23 protein-coding genes and 1 tRNA gene are annotated in these 22,272 nt (G+C 72.3%); 5 read left to right on the forward strand and 19 right to left on the reverse strand.

Features of this window, described 5'->3' with window-relative positions; all coding sequences use genetic code 11:
• Window positions 1–27: 27 nt before the first annotated feature.
• Together AB0B94_RS10020 and AB0B94_RS10025 are read right to left on the reverse strand one after the other, a co-directional pair.
• A complete protein-coding gene (locus AB0B94_RS10020; protein ID WP_357271044.1) occupies window positions 28–1,398 on the reverse strand; it encodes a cystathionine beta-synthase in 1,371 nt (456 codons plus the stop codon).
• Window positions 1,399–1,470: 72 nt separating this feature from the next.
• Window positions 1,471–1,827: a YkvA family protein gene (locus AB0B94_RS10025; protein ID WP_091394216.1), complete on the reverse strand. Its 357-nt coding sequence runs from the start codon at window positions 1,825–1,827 to the stop codon at window positions 1,471–1,473.
• 150 nt (window positions 1,828–1,977) lie between these two features.
• Here AB0B94_RS10025 and AB0B94_RS10030 point away from each other — a divergent pair, with 150 nt between their 5' ends.
• From AB0B94_RS10030 to AB0B94_RS10040, 3 genes are all read left to right on the forward strand, one after another.
• Entirely contained in the window at window positions 1,978–3,030 is a 1,053-nt protein-coding gene (locus tag AB0B94_RS10030; protein WP_357270924.1) for an SGNH/GDSL hydrolase family protein, read from the forward strand.
• The gene (locus AB0B94_RS10035; RefSeq protein WP_357270927.1) at window positions 3,027–3,839 is read left to right on the forward strand and encodes an SGNH/GDSL hydrolase family protein; all 813 of its coding nucleotides are present in this window, start codon (window positions 3,027–3,029) and stop codon (window positions 3,837–3,839) included. Before AB0B94_RS10030 ends, AB0B94_RS10035 begins: the two co-directional genes overlap by 4 nt.
• A gap of 79 nt (window positions 3,840–3,918) precedes the next feature.
• The gene (locus AB0B94_RS10040; protein ID WP_357270930.1) at window positions 3,919–5,181 is read left to right on the forward strand and encodes an acetyl-CoA C-acetyltransferase; all 1,263 of its coding nucleotides are present in this window, start codon (window positions 3,919–3,921) and stop codon (window positions 5,179–5,181) included.
• Window positions 5,182–5,193: 12 nt separating this feature from the next.
• On the opposite strand, the gene AB0B94_RS10045 is transcribed toward AB0B94_RS10040, so the two are convergent.
• From AB0B94_RS10045 to AB0B94_RS10060, 4 genes are all read right to left on the reverse strand, one after another.
• The gene (locus tag AB0B94_RS10045) at window positions 5,194–5,514 is read right to left on the reverse strand and encodes a hypothetical protein (protein ID WP_357270933.1); all 321 of its coding nucleotides are present in this window, start codon (window positions 5,512–5,514) and stop codon (window positions 5,194–5,196) included.
• 31 nt (window positions 5,515–5,545) lie between these two features.
• Entirely contained in the window at window positions 5,546–6,304 is a 759-nt protein-coding gene (locus AB0B94_RS10050; RefSeq protein ID WP_357270936.1) for a Bax inhibitor-1/YccA family protein, read from the reverse strand.
• 138 nt (window positions 6,305–6,442) lie between these two features.
• Window positions 6,443–7,258: a Bax inhibitor-1/YccA family protein gene (locus AB0B94_RS10055; RefSeq protein WP_238666667.1), complete on the reverse strand. Its 816-nt coding sequence runs from the start codon at window positions 7,256–7,258 to the stop codon at window positions 6,443–6,445.
• Between the two features lie 106 nt (window positions 7,259–7,364).
• Window positions 7,365–7,445: transfer RNA gene (locus AB0B94_RS10060), tRNA-Leu, on the reverse strand.
• A gap of 101 nt (window positions 7,446–7,546) precedes the next feature.
• Here AB0B94_RS10060 and AB0B94_RS10065 point away from each other — a divergent pair.
• Window positions 7,547–9,406 carry a hypothetical protein gene (locus tag AB0B94_RS10065; RefSeq protein ID WP_357270939.1) on the forward strand — a complete coding sequence of 620 codons (1,860 nt, stop codon included), beginning with the start codon at window positions 7,547–7,549 and terminating at the stop codon, window positions 9,404–9,406.
• A 76-nt stretch (window positions 9,407–9,482) separates the two neighbouring features.
• Here AB0B94_RS10065 and AB0B94_RS10070 read toward each other — a convergent pair whose 3' ends face one another.
• The 13 genes from AB0B94_RS10070 to AB0B94_RS10130 all read right to left on the reverse strand — a co-directional run bounded on the left by AB0B94_RS10070 (window position 9,483) and on the right by AB0B94_RS10130 (window position 21,283).
• The gene (locus AB0B94_RS10070; protein WP_357270942.1) at window positions 9,483–10,814 is read right to left on the reverse strand and encodes an NAD(P)/FAD-dependent oxidoreductase; all 1,332 of its coding nucleotides are present in this window, start codon (window positions 10,812–10,814) and stop codon (window positions 9,483–9,485) included.
• 102 nt (window positions 10,815–10,916) lie between these two features.
• Complete coding sequence (locus tag AB0B94_RS10075) at window positions 10,917–11,477, reverse strand: hypothetical protein (protein ID WP_357270945.1); 561 nt, start codon at window positions 11,475–11,477, stop codon at window positions 10,917–10,919.
• Window positions 11,478–11,529: 52 nt separating this feature from the next.
• On the reverse strand, window positions 11,530–12,972 hold the full coding sequence (locus AB0B94_RS10080; RefSeq protein ID WP_357270948.1) for a DUF58 domain-containing protein: 1,443 nt from the start codon (window positions 12,970–12,972) through the stop codon (window positions 11,530–11,532).
• The gene (locus AB0B94_RS10085; RefSeq protein ID WP_091394243.1) at window positions 12,972–13,979 is read right to left on the reverse strand and encodes a MoxR family ATPase; all 1,008 of its coding nucleotides are present in this window, start codon (window positions 13,977–13,979) and stop codon (window positions 12,972–12,974) included. Before AB0B94_RS10085 ends, AB0B94_RS10080 begins: the two co-directional genes overlap by 1 nt.
• Complete coding sequence (locus AB0B94_RS10090) at window positions 13,979–14,563, reverse strand: hypothetical protein (RefSeq protein WP_357270950.1); 585 nt, start codon at window positions 14,561–14,563, stop codon at window positions 13,979–13,981. The genes AB0B94_RS10085 and AB0B94_RS10090 overlap by 1 nt, the downstream gene beginning before the upstream one ends.
• On the reverse strand, window positions 14,560–15,345 hold the full coding sequence (locus tag AB0B94_RS10095) for a DUF4129 domain-containing protein (protein ID WP_357270953.1): 786 nt from the start codon (window positions 15,343–15,345) through the stop codon (window positions 14,560–14,562). The genes AB0B94_RS10090 and AB0B94_RS10095 overlap by 4 nt, the downstream gene beginning before the upstream one ends.
• A gap of 22 nt (window positions 15,346–15,367) precedes the next feature.
• Window positions 15,368–16,081, reverse strand: a complete 714-nt coding sequence (locus tag AB0B94_RS10100; RefSeq protein ID WP_357270955.1) for a uracil-DNA glycosylase — start codon at window positions 16,079–16,081, stop codon at window positions 15,368–15,370.
• Window positions 16,082–16,100: 19 nt separating this feature from the next.
• Window positions 16,101–16,787, reverse strand: coding sequence for a dienelactone hydrolase family protein (locus tag AB0B94_RS10105; RefSeq protein ID WP_112671006.1), 687 nt, complete (start codon window positions 16,785–16,787; stop codon window positions 16,101–16,103).
• 199 nt (window positions 16,788–16,986) lie between these two features.
• Window positions 16,987–17,628, reverse strand: a complete 642-nt coding sequence (locus tag AB0B94_RS10110; protein WP_357270960.1) for a hypothetical protein — start codon at window positions 17,626–17,628, stop codon at window positions 16,987–16,989.
• Window positions 17,629–17,758: 130 nt separating this feature from the next.
• Window positions 17,759–18,772, reverse strand: a complete 1,014-nt coding sequence (locus tag AB0B94_RS10115; RefSeq protein WP_357270961.1) for a hypothetical protein — start codon at window positions 18,770–18,772, stop codon at window positions 17,759–17,761.
• Entirely contained in the window at window positions 18,769–19,101 is a 333-nt protein-coding gene (locus AB0B94_RS10120) for a PadR family transcriptional regulator (RefSeq protein WP_357270964.1), read from the reverse strand. The genes AB0B94_RS10115 and AB0B94_RS10120 overlap by 4 nt, the downstream gene beginning before the upstream one ends.
• A 189-nt stretch (window positions 19,102–19,290) precedes the next feature.
• Window positions 19,291–20,220 (reverse strand): Ppx/GppA phosphatase family protein, encoded by a 930-nt coding sequence (locus AB0B94_RS10125; protein WP_357271048.1) that lies wholly within the window; start codon window positions 20,218–20,220, stop codon window positions 19,291–19,293.
• A 22-nt stretch (window positions 20,221–20,242) separates the two neighbouring features.
• Window positions 20,243–21,283, reverse strand: coding sequence for a helix-turn-helix domain-containing protein (locus tag AB0B94_RS10130; RefSeq protein ID WP_357270967.1), 1,041 nt, complete (start codon window positions 21,281–21,283; stop codon window positions 20,243–20,245).
• A 244-nt stretch (window positions 21,284–21,527) separates the two neighbouring features.
• Between AB0B94_RS10130 and AB0B94_RS10135 the strand changes: the two genes are divergently transcribed.
• Window positions 21,528–22,271 (forward strand): PHB depolymerase family esterase, encoded by a 744-nt coding sequence (locus AB0B94_RS10135; RefSeq protein ID WP_357270970.1) that lies wholly within the window; start codon window positions 21,528–21,530, stop codon window positions 22,269–22,271.
• Window position 22,272: the final 1 nt, after the last annotated feature.

Below are 22,272 nucleotides of genomic sequence, written 5' to 3' on the forward strand. Positions count from 1 at the left end.
GTGGGGTGTGGGGTGTGGGCGGGGGGGTTAGTGGGCGCCTAGGTGGGACAGGAGGTCCTGGCGGGTCAGGACGCCCTTGGGCTTGCCGTCCACCAGGACCAGGGCGGCGTCGGACTTCTCCAGCATGCCCACCGCCTCGCTCACCGGCTGGCCACCACCGATCATCGGCAGCGGGTCGCCCATGTGCCGCTCGATCGTGTCGTGCAGGTGGGCCTGGCCGGTGAACAGCGCATCGAGCAGGTCCCGCTCGGCGATCGAGCCGGCGACCTCACCGGTCACCACGGGCGGCTCGGCCTTGAGCACCGGCAGCTGCGAGACGCCGTACTCGCGCATGTAGTCGATCGCGTCGCGGACGGTCTCGGTCGGGTGCACGTGCACCAGTTCGGGCAGCCCGCCCGGCTTGCTGGCCAGCGCGTCGGCCACCGTCGGCTCCGCGCCCGAGTTGTCGAGGAAGCCGTACCGGGCCATCCACGAGTCGTTGAAGATCTTGGAGAGGTAGCCACGACCGCCGTCGGGCAGCAGCACCACCACCACGTCGTCAGGGCCGGCCCGGCGGGCGACCTCCAGGGCGGCGACCACCGCCATGCCGCAGGAACCGCCGACCAGCAGCCCCTCCTCACGGGCCAGTCGCCGGGTCATCTCGAAGGACGCCTTGTCGGAGACCTCCACGATCTCGTCGGCGACACCGCGGTCGTACGTCTCCGGCCAGAAGTCCTCGCCGACGCCCTCCACCAGGTACGGGCGGCCGGTGCCACCGGAGTAGACAGAGCCCTCCGGGTCGGCCCCGACGATGCGCACCCGACCCTCGGACGCCTCCTTGAGGTACCTGCCGATGCCGGAGATGGTGCCGCCGGTGCCGACGCCGGTCACGAAGTGGGTGAGCTCGCCGTCGGTCTGCTTCCACAGCTCCGGGCCGGTCGTCTCGTAGTGCGAGCGCGGGTTGGCCGGGTTGCTGTACTGGTCGGGCTTCCAGGCGCCGGGGATCTCCCTGGTCAGCCGGTCGGAGACGTTGTAGTACGAGCGCGGGTCCTCAGGCGCGACGGCGGTCGGGCAGACCACCACCTCGGCGCCGTACGCCCGGAGCACGTCCTGCTTGTCCTGGCTGACCTTGTCGGGGCAGACGAAGACGCACTTGTAGCCCTTGAGCTGGGCCACCAGGGCCAACCCGACGCCGGTGTTGCCGCTGGTCGGCTCGACGATGGTGCCGCCGGGCTTGAGCAGGCCGGCCGCCTCGGCGTCCTCCACCATCCGCAGCGCGATCCGGTCCTTCACCGAGCCGCCCGGGTTGACGTACTCCACCTTGGCCAGCACGGTGGCCTGGATGCCCTCGGTGACGTTACGCAGACGCACCAGCGGGGTGTTTCCGATCATGTCGACGACGTTGTCGTAGTACTGCACGGTGTGCCCTTCGTTGCGGCGCCGGCGGTGGCGGCCAGGAAGACGTTCGCTCACCGCCCAGCGTACGTGTCGTCAGGGCACCAACCCCCCGGGGATGACCGAGCTGCGGCGGGCCTCCCACTCCAGGAACCTGTCGGTCTCGGCGAGCACGCTGCCGGCCAACCAGGTGATCATTACCGCGTCGTCGGCCAGCCCGAAGATCGCCAGCGGGATCTCCGGAAGCAGGTCGATCGGCGAGACGATGTACGCGGTCGCCGCGGTCATCAGGGCCAGCCGAAGGCCGCCGTCGTACTCGCCCTTGGTGGTGGCCCTGATCATCCGGGGCAGCGCGGCCAACCGCGTGCCGATCGACGGCCCGTTGCGCGCCCCGGCCGCCAGGGCCCGCGCCAGGGCCGTGAACGCCGCGCTGCGCTTCAGTGTCTTACCCATCGTCGCGCTCCTCTCCGCCGGATCAGCGTGGCGGGTCGGCGCAAGTCGGCCGGCCTCGGTAACCCAGGTACCCCGTCGCGTCGGTTTCCAGGCACCCGGGTGCCGTCACGACGACAGCGCTGTGTCGGGCCAGCGCGATAATGTCGCGGTATGGGGGTGGCACATTCCGTCGTACCCGGTGGTGAGCGCTGGCGGCAGGCCCGGCGGTTCGTCAGGCTGGCCGCCATCGGGACAGGCGCCACCGCGGCGGCCGCTGTGGCGACCGGCGGTGTGCTGGTCGGCCAGGCCCGCCAGGCTCGACGGACCATCCCGATGGCCGAGGCGCCGCCGCCCCGCTGCGACGGGATGTACGGCGCGAAGTTCCCCGGTCCGGCACTGACCATGGTCGTGCTCGGTGACTCGTCGGCGGCCGGTTACGGGGTGCACCGCCGTCGGGAGACGCCCGGGGCGCTGCTCGCCACCGGCCTGTCCCGTCGACTGCACCGGCCGGTGCGGCTGCACCGCTTCGCGGTGGTCGGCGCGATCTCGGCGGCGCTGCGCCACCAGGTGGAGGCGGCGCTGGAGTGCCGACCCGACATCGCGGTGATCCTCATCGGCGGCAACGACATCACCAACCGCACCCCGCGCGGCCTGGCGGTGCGCTACCTGGTCGAGGCGGTGCACACCCTGCGCGACGCGGGGTGCGAGGTGGTCGTCGGCACCTGCCCCGACCTGGGCGCGATCCGCCCGATCCAGCCACCTCTGCGCTGGCTGGCGCACCGCTGGAGCCGCCAGCTCGCGGCCGCCCAGACGGTGGCGGTGGTCGAGGCGGGTGGCTGGACGGTCTCCCTCGGTGACCTGCTCGGCCCCCGGTTCGCGGCCGAGCCGACCCGGATGTTCGCGTGGGACCGGTTCCACCCCTCCGCCGAGGGGTACGCGATGGCCGCCGCCGCGCTCCTACCGACGATGCTGTCCGCCCTCGGCGCGACGCCGGAACGACGGGCCACACCGACGCGCCGGGACGGCGTACGGTCGCTGCCGAAGGCCGCGCAGGAGGCGGCGCGACACGCCGGCACGGAGGTCAGCGGCGTCCAGGTCCGGGGCCGCGACCGAGGGCCGGCCGGCCGTTGGGCGCAGCTACGCCGACGGGCGTTCTTCGGTGTCGGCGCGGTGCCGCAGCACGGCTCCGCCTCGGACACCTCGACAGTGGAGGGACTGGCATGAACGAGCGCAGCGCACGGAGCGTGACCTCCGGCCTCGCCGGCCGACTGGGTCGGGCGGCGGCGATCTCGCTGTTCGCCGGCACCGTCGGGGGCGCCGCCGTCCTCGCGGGTGAGGCGTTCATCGCCCGGCACCGACGCTACGCCGAACCGGAGCTCGGCCTTGCCCTGCGCGCCACTGTCGGCCGGGCGGGCGCTTCCCCGCTGCGACTGGTGTTGCTTGGCGACTCGTCGGCACTGGGAGTCGGTGTCGACCGTCTGGAGGACACCATCGGCGGGCAGTTGGCCAACCTGCTCGCCGAGGGCCCGACCGGCCGCCGGGTGCACCTGTCCAGCGTCGGCGTCTCCGGGTCCCGCTCGACGGACCTCGCCACCCAGGTGGCCCGGGCGCTGCTCGGCGAGCGGCCCGACGTGGCGTTGATCCTGATCGGCGCGAACGACGCCACCGGGCTGCGCCGACCCTCCGACGCGGCGGCCTACCTCGGCGCGGCGGTGCACCGCCTGCGCGAGGCGCGCGTCGAGGTGGTGGTGGGCACCTGCCCGGACCTCGGGGCCGTGCGTGCCATCGCGCCGCCGCTGCGGCAGGTGGTCGGCTGGTCCGGGCGTCGGGTGGCCCGCGCGCAGACCACTGCCGTGCTGGAGGCGGGCGGCGCGGTGGTCGACCTGGCCACCGAGACCGGGCCGGTGTTCCGAGCCGACGCCGGGACACTCTGCCAGGACGGCTTCCACCCCTCCGCCGACGGCTACCGGGTGTGGGCGCACGCGCTGCTGCCCGCCATCGTCGCCGCGGCGGCGGCCACGACCCGGCGCTAGATCGCCCCCGGGCCAGGGTGACATTTCCCGCCGCGCCGGCTTCTTCCGCGCCATGTTACCGGCGGGTTAACGTTGGTCCATGCCGATTGAGTCGTCCCGCGACGCCGTCATCGTCGCCACCGCCCGCTCCCCCATCGGCCGGGCGCACAAGGGTTCCCTGCGCGACGTCCGCTCCGACGACCTCGCCGCGACAATCGTCCAGGCCGCGCTGGACAAGATCCCCGCGCTCGATCCGACAACGATCGACGACCTCTACCTCGGCTGCGGCCTGCCCGGCGGCGAGCAGGGCTTCAACATGGCCCGGGTGGTGTCCACCCTCCTCGGTCTGGACACTGTCCCCGGCGCCACACTGACCCGCTACTGCGCCTCCTCGTTGCAGACGACCCGGATGGCGATGCACGCCATCCGGGCCGGCGAGGGCGATGTGTTCGTCTCCGCCGGGGTGGAGATGGTCTCCCGCTACGCCCGGGGCAGCTCCGACGGGCTGCCGCCCGAGGCGCAGGCGCTGGTCGGCGGCGGCTGGGAGAACCCCCGCTTCGGGCCGGCCGGTGAGCGCTCGAAGCGCCGCGCGCAGGGCGGTGCCGAGGTGTGGACCGACCCGCGTGAGGCCGGCGAGCTGCCCGACATCTACCTGACCATGGGGCAGACCGCGGAGAACCTGGCCCAGGTGTACGACGTCACCCGCGCCGACATGGACGAGTTCGGTGTACGCAGCCAGAACCTCGCCGAGAAGGCCATCACCGATGGTTTCTGGGCCCGGGAGATCACAGCGGTCACCACGCCGGACGGCACAGTGGTGAGCACCGACGACGGGCCCCGGGCCGGCGTCACACTCGACGCGGTCGCCGGGCTGAAGCCGGTGTTCCGCCCGGACGGTCGAATCACCGCCGGCAACTGCTGCCCGCTCAACGACGGCGCCGCCGCCGTGGTGGTGATGAGCGCCCAGCGGGCCGAGGAACTCGGGCTCACCCCACTGGCCCGGATCGTGTCGACCGGTGTGACAGCCCTGTCGCCGGAGATCATGGGTCTCGGGCCGGTCGAGGCGTCCCGGCAGGCGCTGCGCCGAGCCGGCATGACCATCGACGACGTCGACCTCGTCGAGATCAACGAGGCGTTCGCCGCGCAGGTCATCCCCTCCTACCGCGAGCTGGGCATCCCGGAGGAGAAGCTGAACGTGATGGGCGGGGCCATCGCCGTCGGCCACCCGTTCGGCATGACCGGTGCCCGGATCACCGGCACGCTGCTCAACGCGCTGGAGTGGCACGACAAGACCATCGGTCTGGAGACCATGTGCGTGGGCGGTGGCCAGGGCATGGCCATGGTGCTGGAACGGCTCAGCTGAGCTGCCCCGCTCTCAGAGCGCGCTGCGGGTCGCCGTCACTTCGGCGGCGGCCCGGGTCAGCGCCTCGGCCCCCGGGTCGGCGGCCAGCAGGTCCGCCGTGACCACCCGCAACTGATCGGGTAGGGCCAGGTCGTTGTCGAGCCGGGGCACCACCCGACGGGGCTCCCCCTCGGCGTCGGCGGCCAGGTTGGCGACCTCCTGCACCAGGCGGTGCACCAGGTCGGCGCGGGACACGTTGCCGACGGTCGCGACCGCCGCCCACCGGGGCTGCTGCCAGTGCGCGATCTGACGCACCAGCAACTGCACGGCCTTGTCCAACTCCGCTGCGCTCATCGCCGCCGAGTCTACGGCCGGGTCGGCCCGGTCAGCGGCGCAGGTAACTGAGCAGCCGCAGCAACTGCCAGTAGAGGAAGACCAACCCGGTGAGCAGGCCGAACGCGCTCAGCCACGCGTACCGACGGGCTCGGCCGTCTCGCACCGAGCGCTCGACGAGATCGAAGTCGAGGATGAAGCTGAACGCCCCGGCGATGATGGCCACCACCGAGATGGCGTACGGCAGCCAGCCGACCTCCCCGCTGACGCTGTAGCCCGCCAGGCCCGGCCGCCCGCTGATCAGGTACGACACCAGGTTGACCACGCTGAGCACGGCGATGCCGAGCAGGGTGCCGATCACCAGGCGGGCCAGGCGGGGCGTCGCCCGGATCACCCGGGCCCGGTAGAGCGCCGCCATGCCGAGGAACACGCCGAAGGTGCCGGCCACCGCCTGCACCACGATGCCCGGATAGACCTGCTCGAAGGTGCGGCTCGCCACCCCCAGCAGCAGCCCCTGGAGGATGGCGTAGCCGACGATCGGCACCGGGTTGGTGATCGCTCGCAACGAGATGACCAGGACCAGCGCGATCGAGGCGAGCGCGCTGCCGGCCAGCGCGGCGCCCAGCCACACCGCGTCGGGGATCACCGCCCAGGACACCGCCGCGGCAACGCCGGTCACCAGCAGCAACCCGACGGTACGGACCACCACGTCGTCGACCGTCATCGGCTCGACGTCACGGGCGCCGAGCACCCGGGCCTCCACCCGGCCGGTTTCGTCCAGCCGGTTGAGCACCGGGTTGTTGCTGCGCACCGCCGCCTCCTTCGCCCGCGTACCCCCCTCGCAGTCACTCTGCCCCGGGCGGACCGGCGGCGGCGGGCAAACGGCGCGGACGACGGCGCCCGCCCCCACCGGAGTGGGGACGGGCGCCGGTCGGCAGTGCGGACGAGGTCAGTCGTCGCCCTGGAAGTAGCTCAGCAGGCGCAGGATCTCGATGTAGAGCCAGACCAGGCTGACCAGGATGCCGAACGCGGCCACCCAGGAGTAGCGCTGGGGCAGGCCCATCCGGACGCCGTCCTCGATCTCCTTGAAGCTGAGCACGAAGCTCAGCGAGGCGACCACGATGCAGACCAGGCTGAAGCCGATGGCGAGCGGGCTGCCGTCGCGCAGGCCGGTGTTGACGCCGAACAGCGCCAGCACCAGGTTGATCATCATGACCGCGAAGAGGCCGACCATCACGGCGATCATGCCCTTGACGAAGGCCGGGGTGGCCCGGATGACCTTCGCCCGGTAGAGCATCGCCATCAGGAAGAAGATGCCGAAGCTGGCTGCGGCGGCCTGGAGCACGATGCCGTCGTAGGCAGTCTCGAACGCCTTGCTGACCATGCCGACGAAGACACCCTCGACGACCGCGTACGCGATCACGAGCGCCGGGTTGGCCATCCGGGAGAACGAGATGATCAAGCCGAGCACCAGGCCGACCACCGCGGCGCCGACCCAGGCGGTACTGACCAGCGCGTCGGGCACGAGCACCCAGGCGGCCGCAGCCGTGATGCCGAGAATGCCGAGCAGAGCGACAGTCTTGACGACCACGTCGTCGACGGTCATCGGTGCCACGGTCGGCGGCGCGGCCGGGTAGTCGGCCTGGGACGGGTACTGCTGGGGAATGCCGGGCTGTCCGTACGGCCCGGCCGGGGCGTACCCGGCGGAGCGCTCCCGCTCGGCCGCTTGGCCGAGCCGGGCGAGCACCGGGTTCGAGGTCTTCACTGTCTGGCCTCCCTCAGGGGGTCGTTTGCACGTGAACGTGCCCTCCAAGAGTAAACGGCAGAGCCAAGTCCTGGAGATCACGAATGAGAATGTGTGAGTCGACCGGTGCCCGGGGCGGGGGTCGAACCCGCACGCCTTTCGGCAGCCGCTTTTAAGGCGGCCGTGTCTGCCTTTCCACCACCCGGGCGAGTGGCACCGGCGCGCCGACACGCCTGGTGCAGTGTCACCGTAGCCGGTCTGCGGCGACCCGGCGTACCCCGCCGGCCTGGCCACATTAGGGTCGATGCCGTGAGCAGCGCAGCCCCCACGGCCCCCGACGCCGCCCCTGAGCAGGCATTCCGCCTCGCCGATCAGGTCAACCGCCGGCCCCGGGCCACCCGGCTGCTGGCCGCCGTCCGCCGCCACCGGGCGGACCTGCTGGCCGCACTGCTCTTCGCGGTGCTGGCCGGCTGGCTCACCCACGGGCTGTGGCCCGACCCGGGCGCCCGAATCCTGGCGCTCAACCCGGAGGACCAGGCCCTCTACGAGTGGTTCCTGGCGGTGGACGCCCGCGCGCTGCTCGGCGACTTCGACCTGCTCACCGACCGGCTCAACGCGCCCGACGGCGTGAACCTGATGACAAACACCACTGTGATCGCCCTCGGCGTCCTCTTCTCGCCGGTCACCCTGCTGCTGGGCGCACCTGTCACCTTCGCGCTGCTCGCCGCCGGCAACCTCGCCGGCACCGCACTCGCCTGGTACCTGCTGTTCCACCGGACGCTGCGCGCCCGCCGGGTGGCCGCCGCGCTCGGCGGCGGGCTGTGTGGATTCGGGCCCGGCATGGTCTCGCAGACCAACAGCCACCTGCACATGACCGCCCAGTGGCTGGTGCCGGTGATCGTCTGGCTGGTGGTCCGGCTGCTCCGGGCGGCCGACCCCGGGCCCGGGACACCCGACGAGACCGGCCGTACCCGCACCACCGGGCCGGACCGTCGGCTGATGTTCACCTCCGCGGCCGGGCTGGCCGGCGCGGTCAGCGCACAGGTCTTCATCGGCGAGGAGGTGCTCTTCCTCGCCGCGATCACGCTGCTGGTGATGGCGGTCAGCTACGCGGTGTCGGACCGGGACCTGGCCCGCCGGGCGCTCCCCGGGTTCGCCGGCGGGTTGGCGATCGCCGCCGGGCTCGCCCTGCTGGTGCTCGGCTATCCGCTGTGGTTCCAGTTCGCCGGGCCGCAGGGAGTCGCCGACGGGATGTTCACCCCGGCCTACTTCTCCGCCGACCTGAGCAGTTGGTGGACGCTGTCCCCGCTGTCGGTCGCCGGCAGCGACGCATCCGCCCGGCTGACCACCGGCCCCGCCGAGTACAACACGTTCCTCGGCTGGCCACTGCTGCTGGTCACCGCGGTCTGCGCGATCTGGGCCGGGCGACGCCGGCTGGTCTTCGCCTGCGTCGTGGCGGGCCTGGTGATGGGGGCGCTCTCGCTCGGCCCGGAGGTGGTGCTCGGCGGCACCAGGACGGCGATCCCCGGCCCGTACGCGGTGATCGGAGGGCTGCCGGTGGTGGACGGGGCGTTGCCGATGCGGTTCGCGCTGGCGTTGCTGCCAATCGTCGCGACGCTGCTGGTGCTCGCTGTCGACCGGGCCCTGCGCAGCTCCGGGCGGGCGCGGCGGCTGGTGCCCCTGGCCGTCGGCGTGGCGCTGCTGCCGATCTTCCCGACCCCCCTGCCGACCGCCGGACGACCCGCCGTGCCGGAGTTCATCACCGGCGGCCACTGGCGGCAGTGCGTGCCGCCGGGCGGGGTGCTGGTCCCGGTGCCACTGCCCACCCCGAAGGAGCCCTGGCCGATGCGCTGGGCGACCGCCGCCGACGCCGCTTTCGGGCTGCCGGAAGGCTTCTTCATCGGCCCGTACGGCAGGGGCGGCAGCGCGGCGATGGGTACCTTCAAGCAGCCCACCTCGGCGCTACTGGCGGACGTCGCCCGCCGTGGCGACCAGCCCGCCATCGGCGACGAGCAGCGCCGCCAGGCGGTCCGCGACGCGGATTTCTGGGGCGCCTCCTGCGTGGCGCTCACCGACGACGCCCCCCACGCGGACAGCCTGCGCGCCACCCTGGAACAGCTCTACGGCCCAGCCACCCGCATCGCCGACGCCTGGACCTGGCGCGTCTGAGCGGAACAGCGGATACGACAAGGGGCCCCTGCCCCACCGGAAACGGTGGGAAGGGGCCCCTTCGTACAGTTGGCGGTCAGACGCGGGGCGCACCGACGGGCTGGGACGCCTCGACGAACTCCTCGCGCGGGTCGTGCAGCTGGCCCAGGGCGACCACCTCGCGCTTGAGGAAGAACGCCAACGACCAGTCCACCACCACGCGGACCTTCCGGTTGAACGACGGGATCCGGCTCATGTGGTACGTCCGGTGCATCACCCAGGCCGGCCAACCGGTCATCTTGATCCCGTACACCTGGGCCACGCCCTTGTGCAGGCCGAGGCTCGCCACGCTGCCCACGTGCTTGTGCTTGTAGTCCACCGGCTCGCGACCCCGGATCACCGCCGCGATGTTGTCGGCCATCCGAGCGGCCTGGCGCACCGCGTGCTGAGCGCTCGGCGAGCAGAAGTTGCCCGGCTCCTTCGTCAGGTCCGGCACGGCGGCGCAGTCCCCGGCGCTCCAGGCACCCTCAAGCACCTGGTCACCGTCGACCACCTGGAGCGTGGGCAGGCAGGTGATCCGTCGACGGTCGTCGCGCGGGAAGTCGGTCGAGTCCAGCATCGGCGACGGCTTCACGCCGGCCGTCCAGACGATCGTGTCGGAGCGGAAGCTGTCACCGTCGGAGAGCTTGACCACCCCGTCGACGCAGGACTCCAGGCGGGTGTCCAGCCGGATGTCCATGTTGCGCTTCAGCAACTGCTGCACCGTGTAGGCACCCATGTCCCGGTCGACCTCGGGCAGCACCCGTTGGGTGGCCTCGACCAGCACCCAGCGGACCTCGTCCTGCTTGAGCTCCGGGTAGTAGCGCAGGGCGTCGCGAGCCATGTCCTCCATCTCGGCGAGCGCCTCGATGCCGGCGTACCCACCGCCGACGAAGGTGAAGGTCAGCGCCGAACGACGGACGTCCGGATCCGGCGTGGCAGCCGCCACGTCCAGCCGATCCAGCACGTGGTTGCGCAGGTAGATCGCCTCGCCGATGGTCTTGAACCCGATGCCCTGCTCGTGCAGGCCGGGGATCGGCAGGGTGCGGGAGACCGAACCCGGGGCCACGATCACGTGGTCGTAGGTGATCTCCCGGGCCGGGCCGCTGATCGGCTGCACGGTGGCCACCTTGCGGTCGTGCTCGATCCGCGTGACCGTGCCGGCCACCATCTTGCACCGGCGCAACTCCCGCCGCAGCGGCACCACCGAGTGCCGCGGGGAGATGTTGCCCGCCGCCGCCTCGGGCAGGAACGGCTGATAGGTCATGTGGGGTTGGGGGTCAACCACCATGACCTCAGCCTCACGGGAGCTGAGCTTCTTCGACAGGCGCAGGGCCGCGTACAGACCGACGTGCCCGGCACCAACCACAAGGATCCGCTTCGGATTCACGTTGTCTATCTTTCCCCGGCCGGCTCAGGTAATCCCGCTCGCGCCCCCCATCTGTGACGGAGCACAACCCATGTGACCTGCGTAACCCTTGGCTCGCAGTGGTCACCGACGCCGCAGCAGCCAGCCCAGCAACACTGCCACCCCCACCGCCACCAGCAGCCCCAGCACTGTCACCCACTGGTGTCCGGCGGCCCCACCCGTCCCCGTCGCCTGCAACAACAGCACGCCGAGCACGGCGGAACCCAACAGCACGGCGGCCGACCGCGCCAACCACCGGGTGATCAACTCGGGGTCCACCATCGCGTCATAGGGCAACAGCGCGGCCAGCGCGCACAGGGTGTGACCCAGGTAGAGCAGGGCCGCGACGCCGAGCAGCCGCCAGAGCGTGACCGGACGGCCGTACCCGTCGGTGGCGAGCAGCCAGCCGCCGACAGTGACCAACGCCGTGAAGGTCATCCAGACCTTTCGCGGCCCGAACGCGGGCAGCAGGGCCGCGACCGCCAGAAAGAAGACCGGCCGGCCGGAAAGCACCTCGGCGGGGAACGCCAGGGCGAACCCGGCAAACACGATGACGAAGATCCCGGCCCGGACCAGCAGCGGGGCCACACTGACGCGAGCGACGGCGTACTGTGCCGCCCGAACCCGCTCCACCAGAGCGTTCACCGCACCCGCCTTCCGTTCGCGGCCGCGCGGCTGGCAAGCACACTCCTCGCGCTCACCGGCCACCCACCCTCGGGGCTGTCGCCAACCGGGCCACGTCCCGCAACACCTGGTCCAGGCTGCCGGCACCGGCCCAGCGCACCACCGGTACGCCGTGCTCCCGGAGCTGCCCGATCATGATCTCCCGATCCAGACGCCACAGCCGGTACGCCACCTCGGCCCAACCCCGGTCCTTCGGCGACGCCAGGTCGGCCGGCAGCGTGTCGACCGCCACCACGAACCGCCCACCGCGGGCCAACCGGGCGAGCATCTGCGCCGACCGTTCGTCCAGCAGCGGGGTGAGCACCACCACCAACGCGTCCGAGGAGAGCAACTGCGGGCCGAAGACCTGGTCGTACGGTTCGTGGGCGGACGCGTGGACCCGGACGTCGAGCAACCACTCCAGGACGGTCAGGTACTGCCGCCGCCCGGCAGCCGGCCGGAGCCGGCGGGCCCCCGGCCCGTACTCCAGCAGCGAGACCCGGTCACCACGGTGCAGGTAGTGCTCGGCGATCGCGGCGGTGGCCCGGACCGTGGTGTCCAGCACCGACGCGGCACCGTCCACCCCACCGGAGCGGCCCGCCTCGGCGAGCACGTCGAGCAGCACCACCACCTCCGCGTCCCGGTCGGAGAGGGTGGCGGCCACGTGCAACTGCCGGGCCCGCAACGAGACACGCCAGTCGATTCGACGCAGCCGGTCCCCGGGGGCGAAGACGCGTACGCCGGCAAGCTCGCCGCCCTCTCCGGGTCGGCGGGAGTGGTGCGCCCCGACCAGGCCGGCGGCGCGGGGCATCGCCTCGACCGCCTCGAACGGCTCGGTACGGGGGTACACCCGCACCCGCACCGGCTCGATGATCACCGCCCGGGAGACCAGCAGACCCCCGGCGGTGGCGACCCGGGCACCGGCGGGGCCGATCGGGTGCCGGCCCCAGCGCAGGGCCTTGCCGGCCAGTTCCAGGTCCACGGCGGCGCCGACCGGCACCGAGGTCACGAACGGCCGGTCCGCTACCGAACGACGTCCGCCGTCGCCCGGAGCCGTCGCACCGGTTTCCGGGGTGGCGCTCGGCCCGCCGTCGTCGACGGCCTCGTCGCGGGCGAAGCCGGCCCTGTCGATGCGCAGCCACGGCGACACCCGGGTCCGCATCACCACCAGGTCGTAGTCGACAGTGTCCGGGTTGCCGACGCTCACCGCCGCCGCCACGTCACCGCCCTCGACCAGCGGCCCACCGTCGGCCTGGCTGAGCCACACCTGTGGCAGCGCCGTGGGCCGTCGACGCAGCGCGTACGCGGTGCCCAACGCGAACGGGGCGGCGAGCACTACGAGGTCCACCCGGCCCAGCAGCACCCCGGCCACCAGCAGCAGGCCGGCGAGCAGCACCGCGCGGCCGAGCGCCGGGGTGGGCGCCCAGCCGGCAGCCGGTTCCGCTTCGGCGGCAGTCGGCACTGTCGGTCCGGTCATCAGTGCCGGGGCCCGCCGGCGGCGTAGCTGGGCAGCGCGCCACTGGCCGGGGCGGGAGTCGCCTCCAGCACCTCGCCCACCACGAACGCCGGGTCGACCCGGCGCAACCACATCTCCGGGCGCAGGGTGATCCGGTGGGCCAGGGCGGGCGCCGCCACCGACTTGACGTCCTCCGGCACCACGTAGTCCCGTCCGCCGAACACCGCGCGGACCCGGGCCAGCAGCAGCAGCGCCAGCGAACCGCGAGGTGAGGCGCCGACCAGCACCGACGGGTGCTCCCGGGTGGCAGCGGTGAGCGACACGATGTAGCGGCCGATGGAGTCCTCCACCACCACGTCCTCCAGTGCGGCCTGCATGGCCCGCAGCGTCGCCGCGTCGACGACCGCCTTGATGTCCGCCTCCTCCCGGCGACGGCTCATCCGACGGCGCAGCACCTCCCACTCCTCTTCGTGCTGCGGGTAACCGAACGAGACCCGCAGCAGGAACCGGTCCAGCTGCGCCTCCGGCAGCGGGTAGGTGCCCTCGTACTCGATGGGGTTGGCGGTGGCCAGCACGTGGAACGGCTCGTCGAGCTTGTAGGTCACACCCTCGACCGACACCTGCTTCTCCTGCATCGCCTCCAGCAGCGCGGACTGGGTCTTCGGCGGCGTCCGGTTGATCTCGTCGGCGAGAAGCAGGTTGGTGAAGACCGGGCCGGCCCGGAAGGTGAAGTCGCCGTTGCGTTGGTCGTACAGGAAGGAGCCGGTGACGTCGGCGGGGAGCAGGTCGGGAGTGAACTGCAACCGACGGAAGTCCAACCCGAGGGCCTGGGCGAACGAGCGGGCGGTGAGTGTCTTACCGAGGCCTGGCAGGTCCTCCAGGAGCACGTGCCCGCCCGCCAGGATGCCGGCGAGGACCAGCTCCAACGCGTCCCGTTTGCCGACCACGACGGTGCCGACCGCGTCCAGGACCGCCCGAGCCAGGTGCCCGACCTCGGCGGGGGCAATGCTCCGGTCCACGTCGTTCATCAGATGCTCTCCAGTTCGGCGACGATCACCGCGAGGTCGCGCGGCGACGGGGTGCGGCGAGGCGGGGTCTCCAGGAACGTCCACAGGCGGTCACCCAGCAGGACGCGAGCGCGGGCGGGATCCGACTCACGGGTGACGCCGTGCTTCAGCCGCATCCGCTCGTCGGCCAGTTCACCGATCCGGGGAAGGACCACCTCGGTGAAACGTTCGGTTCGGTTCGAGGACCAGTCCAGGGGCCGTTCCCACTGGTTGATCGCGCCACGCAGCGCGTCCCGGGCGCCCCAGTTGTAGTTGCCGTCCTCTTCGCCCGCGCCGGCCCGGCGAGCCGGCGGCGGCGGGGGTGGCGGCGCGAGCAGGGCGGTGACCCGGCGGACCGCCAGCACGGCCAGCACCCCGGCGATCAGTACGGGCAGCGAGACCTGGAGGCCCACCGCGCGGAGGCCGACCAGCAGGACCGCGACCACCGCGGCGGCCCACGCGAGCGAGCGCAGCACCGGACGCCATCGGGACGGGCGCGTCTGCGGACCGACCGGCGCGGCCTCCTCCTCGAACGCGAGCAGGTCGTCGATGCTGGTGCTGCTCATGAGGCCACCGCCGCGGTGAGCTCTCCGCGCAGCCGGCCGAGGGCGGCGCGGGCCTGGTCCCGGGTGCGTTCGCCGACCGGGTGGGTGGCGTACCGGGCCTCCCGGTAGACGTGCGCGAACTCGGCCAGCACGTCGGTGCTGGCGATGGCCGGCACGCCCGCCGCCGGGTCACCCTGCAACAGTCGGCTGACCAGATCGGTGGGGGTGTCTCCGGCTAGCCTCGGCACCCCGGCAGCGGCGGCCGTCTCCTCCAGGCGCACCCAGCAGGCGATCACCGCCACCCGGGGGTCGGTGTCCCGGTCGTCGAGCTCCACCAGGCCGGCGTCGAGGGCGGCGACCACCTCGCGGGCCGTGCCCTCGGCGGTACGGCGGGCCCGCTGCGCAGGAAGCGCCCGGGTGGTACGGCGCAGCGCGCCCCGGATCAGCACCCAGGTGAGGTAGCCGAGCGCGGTGAGGATGGCCAGCCCGAGCAGGACCACCGCCACGGTGCCGATCCACTGCGGGATGTGCGCCTGGGTGGCCTCGCCGGCGTCGCGTGGCTCGAACGGGATGGACGGTGACGGCTCAGCGGTCGGGTACTCGGGGACCCAGGGAACGTTGTCCGCGGCCGGCGGGATGCGACTGGCTCCGATCGACGAGTGAGCGGAGGCCAACGCGGCACCGGCGAGCAGTGCGGCGACCGCGCCGACCGGCCACCACCGGCGGAGCAGGCCGAGCACCGGCCGCAACACACCCGGCTCGGCGGACGGTACCGGTGTGGGCGGGCGTGTTCCGTCTGTCATCGCCACCACCCCACGCGTCGTCTCAGTCCACTCCGGCCAGCTGTTTGGCCTGGCCGAAGACGTCGTCCAACATCCCTGGTGTCAACCGCCCGGTGAAGGTGTTCTGCTGACTGACGTGGTAGCAGCCGAGCACGTCCGGAGCGTTCGTGCCGGACCAGTGTGCCCCATGACCGAACGCCGGTCGCGGGCTGGGCGGGCGCTGCCCGTACACCGCTCGGAGCACCGGCCACCACGCGGCCCAGGCGAACGCGCCCAGCGCGACAACTACCCGCAGCGTCGGCCGGATCAACGTGACCTCGCGGTGCAGCCAGGGCGCGCAGGTGTCCCGTTCCAGGGGGGTCGGCTTGTTGTCCGGAGGCGCACACCGGACGGCCGAGAAGATCCGCAGGTCGCGCACTGTGAGCCCGTCGTCGGCGGCGACGCTGGTCGGCTGGTTGGCCAGCCCGGCCCGGTGCAGTGCGGCGAACAGCACGTCACCCGACCGGTCACCGGTAAAGATCCGGCCGGTGCGGTTGCCACCGTGTGCGGCGGGTGCCAGCCCGAGGATGGCGATCCGGGCGTCAGCGCTGCCAAAGCCCGGCACCGGCCGACCCCAGTACTCCTGGTCACGGAAGGCGGCCCGCCGGGTGCGGGCGACCTCCTCCCGCCATTGGACCAGCCGTGGGCAGGCGAAACAGTCGCTCACCGCCGCGTCGAGGTCGGCCAGGTCGGTCGCCCGCGCTGCGCGGGCGACCACCTGTGCGGGGGTACGCGTCTCAGCCAAGCTTGGCCCGGAAGAGTTCCAGGGTGCGGGCCCAGGCGCTGGCGGCGGCGCGCTGGTCGAACGCCTCCGGCCGGTCGTCGTTGAAGAAGGCGTGCGAGGTGCCCGGGTAGTCGTAGAGGTGGCAGTCGCCGCCGGCCTCCTCGATGGCCCGCCGGGCGGTCTGTACGCCCTCGTCGGCCGAGGTGCCGTCCTCTTCGGAGCAGTGGATGACCGCTGCCTTGCCGGCGTAGTCGGCCCAGTCGGGGCGCATCGACTCCCAGGGCAGCACGGGATAGAAACCGGCGGTCGCGACGATCCGCTCGGAGATGGTGGCCGACCAGAGGGCCAGGCTGCCACCGGCGCAGAAGCCCACGGCGCCGACCTTACCGGTGACCTCGGGTCGCCCGGCGAGATAGTCGGCAGCTCCGGCGATGTCCTTCGCCGCCTCGTCCATCCGCATCGCCAGCAGGAGCCGCTGCGCCTCGTCCGGCTCGCTGGTCGTCTCACCGTGGTAGAAGTCCGGGGCGAGGGCGACGAAGCCGGCTTCGGCGAACCGGTCCGCCACCGACCGGATGTGCGGGACCAGACCCCACCATTCCTGAATGACGATGACGGCGGGGCTGGCCGTGCCGCTGGCGGGTATCGCGAGATACCCCTCGCTCGTGCCCCCGTTGCTGCGGTAGCTCACCATTTCGCCCATGGGCCGTCCTCCTAGCGGTCAGTCATCGTTGGCTGGTCGCCCAGTGGTCCTACGTGCCGGTAGCCTGCCACGCCACGCGGCCGTCGGGAAGACGCCGGAACAGTGGCATTCACCTCCTGTTCGCCCACCGGTGACTCCGGGTACGTCGACGGCGGCGGGGTCTGCTCCCGCCGCCGTCGATGCCGAGCTACCGCTGTGGTCAGACCTTCTTGGTCAGGCAGAGCACGTAGCCCGTCTTGCCCGGCTCGATGCTGGAGAAGATGTACCCCTCCTGGCCCTCCTTGAAGAACTGGGTGCAGGTGGTGTCGGCCTTGGCCTGCGCCTCGCTCTGGCCGTCCACCCGACCGACCACGCTGTACGCCGCGTCGGTGGAGGTGCACTCGACGACCTTGGCGCCGTCGACCTCCTCCTGCTCGGTGCCGGTGACCTCGGGCAGCTCGGCGATGCAGTCACCGGTCTTGGCGGCTGCCGTCTCGTCCTTGTTGAAGTAGTTGCCGATCGCCGAGGCGACGCCGAACTTCAGGCCGGCGATGACGACGACGGCGAGGATCGCACCGACGATGCCAAGGGCCTTCGCCGCACCGGACTTCTCCGCCTTCGGCTCGGCCGCCGGCGGCGTCTCGTCGGCCGGCGGCGTCTCGGCCGTCGGCTCCGTCTCGGCCGGCGGCTCCGTCTCGGCCGTCAGCGGCGTCTCGGCCGTCGGCTCCGGCTTGGCCGTCGGCGGCGTGTCGGCGGCCGGCTCCGGCTCGGCCTGCTGCGGCGCGGCCGCTTGCGGCGTCTCGACGGCCGGCTCAGGGGTTGCGGCGTCGGGCGCGGGGGGCGGTGCGACCTGCTCTGGCACGGGGGTTCCTTCCGAGGGGTTGATGAGCAGACGACACCGTAACGATCATTGATTTCCGGTGCCGTCCCGCTCGCCTCGTCCGTTCAGATATTTCCCAGCTTCCTCTGCATGATCCAGTTCACACTGTGGTTCAGCGCGTCGGGGTGGGGGTTGGCGTTGCGCTCAGCGGCAGGCCGGTGGCCGTGGCCGTAGCGGTCGGCAGCGGCGTCCCGGTCTCCCCTGGTGTTCCGCTCGGGTCCGGGGTGCTGGTCGGGCCCGGTGCGCTGGTCGCTGGCGCGGGTGGAAGGGGCGCGCCCGGTGCGCGCGGCACGAAGGGCGCCTGCTCCGGGCAGTACGGGTAGGCCCGCAGCATCTGCTTTTCATAGGCCCCGTCCGAGCAGTCCGGGTAGCCGAGCCGGATCGGGTTGCCGTTCTGGTCGAAGAGCCGGGCGTTCTCCACCAGGCGACCCTCGCTGTCGTAGACGAAGACGTCCCGGACCCGGTCGTACGGGCTGTCGACAGCGGTCTGGTCGTAGCCGTAGTCGCCGTAGCGCATCCGGTCCTCGGCCTGGATCAGCGCGGCGAACGCGAAGACCACCAGCACCACGCTGGCGACCTGCACCGCCGAGCGCGGCCAGCGGGTCAGCTGGGCCGAACGACGACCGATCCAGATGGAGCCGAGCACGAAGCCGATCAGCATGATCAGGCCGGCGAGCAGCTCACCGCCGAACCTCGGCAGCAGCCCGAATTCGCCACCGGTGGTGATCACCGTGATCAGCATCGCCGCCAGATAGCCGCGCAGCACCCACCAGGCCGGGCGCAGGAGCCGGAGGAAATCGCTGGCCGTCTCGTACCCCAGTGGTGGGCCGAGGCGGGTGTCCATGGCGCGCAGCCGGCCGCGGACCCGGGCCATCGCGCTCGCCACCCGCTGGTCGAGGTTGCGGCCGCTGCCCGGCGCGGCGCCGGCCGCGGCGCGCAGCTCGGCGGCGTACGTCTCGGGCTCGCCCAACCGCTCGACAAGGGTGCCCTCGGCCTCGGCGGCGACCTCGGCGAGGTGGTCGGCGAGGTCCTCGGTCAACTCGTCGCGTTGCCCGGGCGGCAGGTCGGCCAGAGCGGCCCGGACCCGCGCCACATAGTCGGTGATCTCCTGCTCCGCGACGGTCATGCCGCCATCCCCCGATCGTCGAGCAGATTGTCCATTGTGGTGGCGAACGAGCGCCAGAGCTTGCCGGAGCGGGTCAGCTGGTCACGCCCCGCGGCGTTGAGTGAGTAGTACTTACGGTGCGGCCCGGATTCGCTCGGCACGACGTAGGTGGTGAGCAGGCCGGCGGCGAAGAGGCGGCGCAACGTCCCGTAGACCGAGGCGTCACCGACCTCCTCCAGGCCGGCCTCGCGCAGCCGGCGCAGGATGTCGTAACCGTAACCGTCCTCCTCTCGGAGCACGGCCAGGACGGCCAGATCAAGCACGCCCTTCAACAACTGTGTGGTGTCCACGCATTGCACACTACTGCGTATTACGAAGTAGCGTCAACGATCACGCCCCAACACGCCGAGCGGAGCGCGAGCATCCGGGGCGGACGCCACTTGATCGCGCTCAATCAAGGATGTGAGAGCAACGAGCAAGATCGACGCAACGAGGGACTGAGGCGCGGCTCCGCCGGGACGGACCGGTCGGCGCGTGGCCTACTGGAGGCTCCAGGCGATGCCGTCGAGGATGTCGTGCTCCGAGGCGACCACCGACGGCATCCCGGCCCGCTCCATGATCACGCGCAGCACCAGCGCACCAGCGCCGATCACGTCGGCGCGGCCCGGGTGCATCACCGGGTTCGCCAACCGCTGCGCACGGGTCTGACCCAGCAGCTCCGCTGTCACCCGGGCGACCTCCTCGTACGACACCCGGGCGTGGTGGATGCGCTCCGGGTCGTACTCCCGCAGGCCCTGCGCGAGCGCGACCACTGTGGTGACCGACCCGGCGAGGCCGACCAGGGTGGCCGCCTCGCGACCGGGCACCGCTGCGAGCGCCCGGTCCACCACCGCGGCGATGTCGGCCTGCGCCGCCGCGACCTGCTCGGACGTCGGCGGGTCACCGGGCAGGTGCCGCTCGGTCATCCGGACGCAGCCGATGTCCACCGAGATCGCCGACCGCACACCGGCGGCCCGGTCACCGACCACGAACTCGGTGGAACCACCACCGATGTCGACGACCAGGAACGGCTCCTTCGCGTCGGCGGGCAGCCCGCGCACCGCGCCGGTGAACGACAGCCGGGCCTCCTCGTCGCCACTGACCACCTCGGGCGCGACACCGAGGGTGGCCTGCACCATCTCGGTGAAATCGGCGGCGTTGGCGGCATCGCGGGAGGCCGAGGTGGCACACATCCGCACCCGCTGCGCGCCGAGCTTCTCAATGTCGGCGGCGTACGACGCCAACGCCACCCGGGTCCGTTCGATCGCCTCCGGCGCCAGTCGACCGGTGCGGTCCACGCCCTGCCCCAACCGGACGATCTCCATCCGCCGGGTCAGGTCGACCAGCGGCGCCTGCGGCCCGGCCGAGGCGTCGGGCAGGTCGGCGACCAGCAGTCGGATCGAGTTGGTCCCGCAGTCGATGGCCGCCACACGCGTCGTCACGGCAGCAACCTTACGGCAGGACAGGCGGCCGTCCGGCGGCTTGGTCGGCAGTGGGCCACGACCCGCCCAGGTCGCCCGACGGGCCCCGCAACAACCCCACCCCGAGCGCGGTCAGGTGATATCGGACGGCCCCGCCCTCCCGCTCGCTGGTCACCAGACCGGCCGTCCGCAGCGCGCGGGCGTGCTCCGAGGCCGAGGAGAGACTGATCCCGACCGCCCGGGACAACACCGTGGTGGTCAACCCGCCGTCGGCCGCCAGTCGGCGCAGCACCAGCGCCCGGGTGACGCCGAGCAACCGACCGAGGGCATCGTCGTCGGCGGGAGCCCCGCGCGCGGGCATGACCACCGGGTAGACGAGCAGGATCGGGTAACCCTGCTCGACAAGCACCCGGGGCCGCGGCCCGGCCAACGGCGAAGGCAGCAGGATGATCCCGTGGCCGGTGCCGGGGAGATCGCCGTCCCACCACGTCCGCACCTCCAGCACCGGCTCCCGCCACCGGATCCCCGGGTGCAGGCCGGCGAAGAGACTGGCCAGGCCGTGCTGCGCCAGCCGCTGACTGGCAGCCGTCACCTGCTGACGGTACGCCGACACCAGCTCGGCCCAGTGCGGTTCGAGCACCGCGTCGCACCAGGTCCGCACGGCCCCGCCGAACAGGTCCAGCACCTCCGGGTCGGCCGCCGCGAACCGCCGCCGCAGCGGGCTGGCCGACGTGTCCGCGTACGCCAGGGTGACCTCGGCGCGGACCCGCCGCGCCGGGGTGGCCCTGATCGCCTCCAGTCCGGCCTCCACCGACTCCAGGCCGTCGAAGGGGGTGACGAAGTCCGGCAGACGTCCCCGGTCGGGCAGCAGATGCCGCAGAATCGCCGTGGCAGTCTCGGCGGCAGCAGTGCTCTCGGCCGCCGCCGCCCGCCTCGCCAGTGTCGGTGCCATCGCAGCGACAGTCGGATCGCGCAGCCACTGACCAGCCAGCAGCGCGATCCCGACCGGATGCAGCCGATCGGCGAACCGCACCCGGCACAGGTCGGCCGACCCGAGCTGGAGGCGAAGCATGGCAACAGCCTGCCTGCCTTCGCCCAGGACCGAAAGGGTTGATTCGCTGCCGAACGCTCTCCAGTGTGGACCGCGAGGTCGACGGGGGGTGGCCGGCGTGCGGCGAACAGTGGCGGTGTTGACGGGGCTCTGTCTCCTGGTCGTTGCCGCAGCTTGTGGTGAGCGGGGGCAGCCCTCGTCGGCCTCGCCAGCCGCACCGTCCGCGTCGAGCGAACGGCCGGCGGCCGGTGACCACCAACTCACGGTGCACCACAACGGACGCGACCGCAGCTACCTGCTGCACGCCCCACCGGGGTACGACCCGGGCAGAGCCTCCGCGCTGGTCATCGCGCTGCACTTCTATCCCGGCCTCGGATCCTCGATGCGGGAGTTGGCGGGCCTGGAGGCCAGGGCCGACACTGACAACGTGCTGGTCGCCTACCCCGACGGGCAGGGCGGCGGCTTCAACGCGCTGATCTGCTGCGGCAGCGAGGACGACGTCGGCTTCCTCAACGCCCTCACCGATCATCTGGTGCAGACGTGGCACGCGGACCCGAACCGGGTGTTCCTCACCGGCATCTCGAACGGCGGCGACATGAGCTTCCGGGCGGCGGTGGAGAGCACCGGCAGGTTCGCCGCGATCGGGGTGGTCAGCGGTGGTTACAGCGGAAACCTGACCACCGCCGACAGTTACGTGCCGAAGAGCCCGGTCTCCGTGATCACCTTCATCGGCGGCCAGGACCGCTACGCCTCGACCTTCCAGGCCGGCATGCGGACCTGGCAGCAGCGGCTCGGCTGCCGGCCGAGCCCGAAGGCGTCCGGGGTGCCGGGGGTGACGCACACGGTGGCTAGCTGCGCGGACGGCAGCGAGGTCAGCGTCTACACGATCGCCGACATGGGTCACAGTTGGCCGGGGGCGACGTCGGGCCAACTCGCCGCGTCCTCGGCGGGGCTGTCCGCCACCGACCTGATGTGGGAGTTCTTCGCCGCCCACCCCCGCAGGGCCTGAC

The organism is Micromonospora sp. NPDC048986, from assembly GCF_040649335.1.
In the GTDB taxonomy this organism is placed as follows: domain Bacteria; phylum Actinomycetota; class Actinomycetes; order Mycobacteriales; family Micromonosporaceae; genus Micromonospora; species Micromonospora alfalfae.

Coding starts and splice junctions, on each gene's coding strand:
- AB0B94_RS10025 (WP_091394216.1), bottom strand. CDS start 1,827: ATGGGTAAGACACTGAAGCGCAGCGCGGCGTTCACGGCCCTGGCGCGG.
- AB0B94_RS10040 (WP_357270930.1), top strand. CDS start 3,919: ATGCCGATTGAGTCGTCCCGCGACGCCGTCATCGTCGCCACCGCCCGC.
- AB0B94_RS10130 (WP_357270967.1), bottom strand. CDS start 21,283: ATGCTTCGCCTCCAGCTCGGGTCGGCCGACCTGTGCCGGGTGCGGTTC.
- AB0B94_RS10085 (WP_091394243.1), bottom strand. CDS start 13,979: ATGAACGACGTGGACCGGAGCATTGCCCCCGCCGAGGTCGGGCACCTG.
- AB0B94_RS10080 (WP_357270948.1), bottom strand. CDS start 12,972: ATGACCGGACCGACAGTGCCGACTGCCGCCGAAGCGGAACCGGCTGCC.
- AB0B94_RS10045 (WP_357270933.1), bottom strand. CDS start 5,514: ATGAGCGCAGCGGAGTTGGACAAGGCCGTGCAGTTGCTGGTGCGTCAG.
- AB0B94_RS10105 (WP_112671006.1), bottom strand. CDS start 16,787: ATGGGCGAAATGGTGAGCTACCGCAGCAACGGGGGCACGAGCGAGGGG.
- AB0B94_RS10095 (WP_357270953.1), bottom strand. CDS start 15,345: ATGACAGACGGAACACGCCCGCCCACACCGGTACCGTCCGCCGAGCCG.
- AB0B94_RS10115 (WP_357270961.1), bottom strand. CDS start 18,772: ATGACCGTCGCGGAGCAGGAGATCACCGACTATGTGGCGCGGGTCCGG.
- AB0B94_RS10030 (WP_357270924.1), top strand. CDS start 1,978: ATGGGGGTGGCACATTCCGTCGTACCCGGTGGTGAGCGCTGGCGGCAG.
- AB0B94_RS10035 (WP_357270927.1), top strand. CDS start 3,027: ATGAACGAGCGCAGCGCACGGAGCGTGACCTCCGGCCTCGCCGGCCGA.
- AB0B94_RS10090 (WP_357270950.1), bottom strand. CDS start 14,563: ATGAGCAGCACCAGCATCGACGACCTGCTCGCGTTCGAGGAGGAGGCC.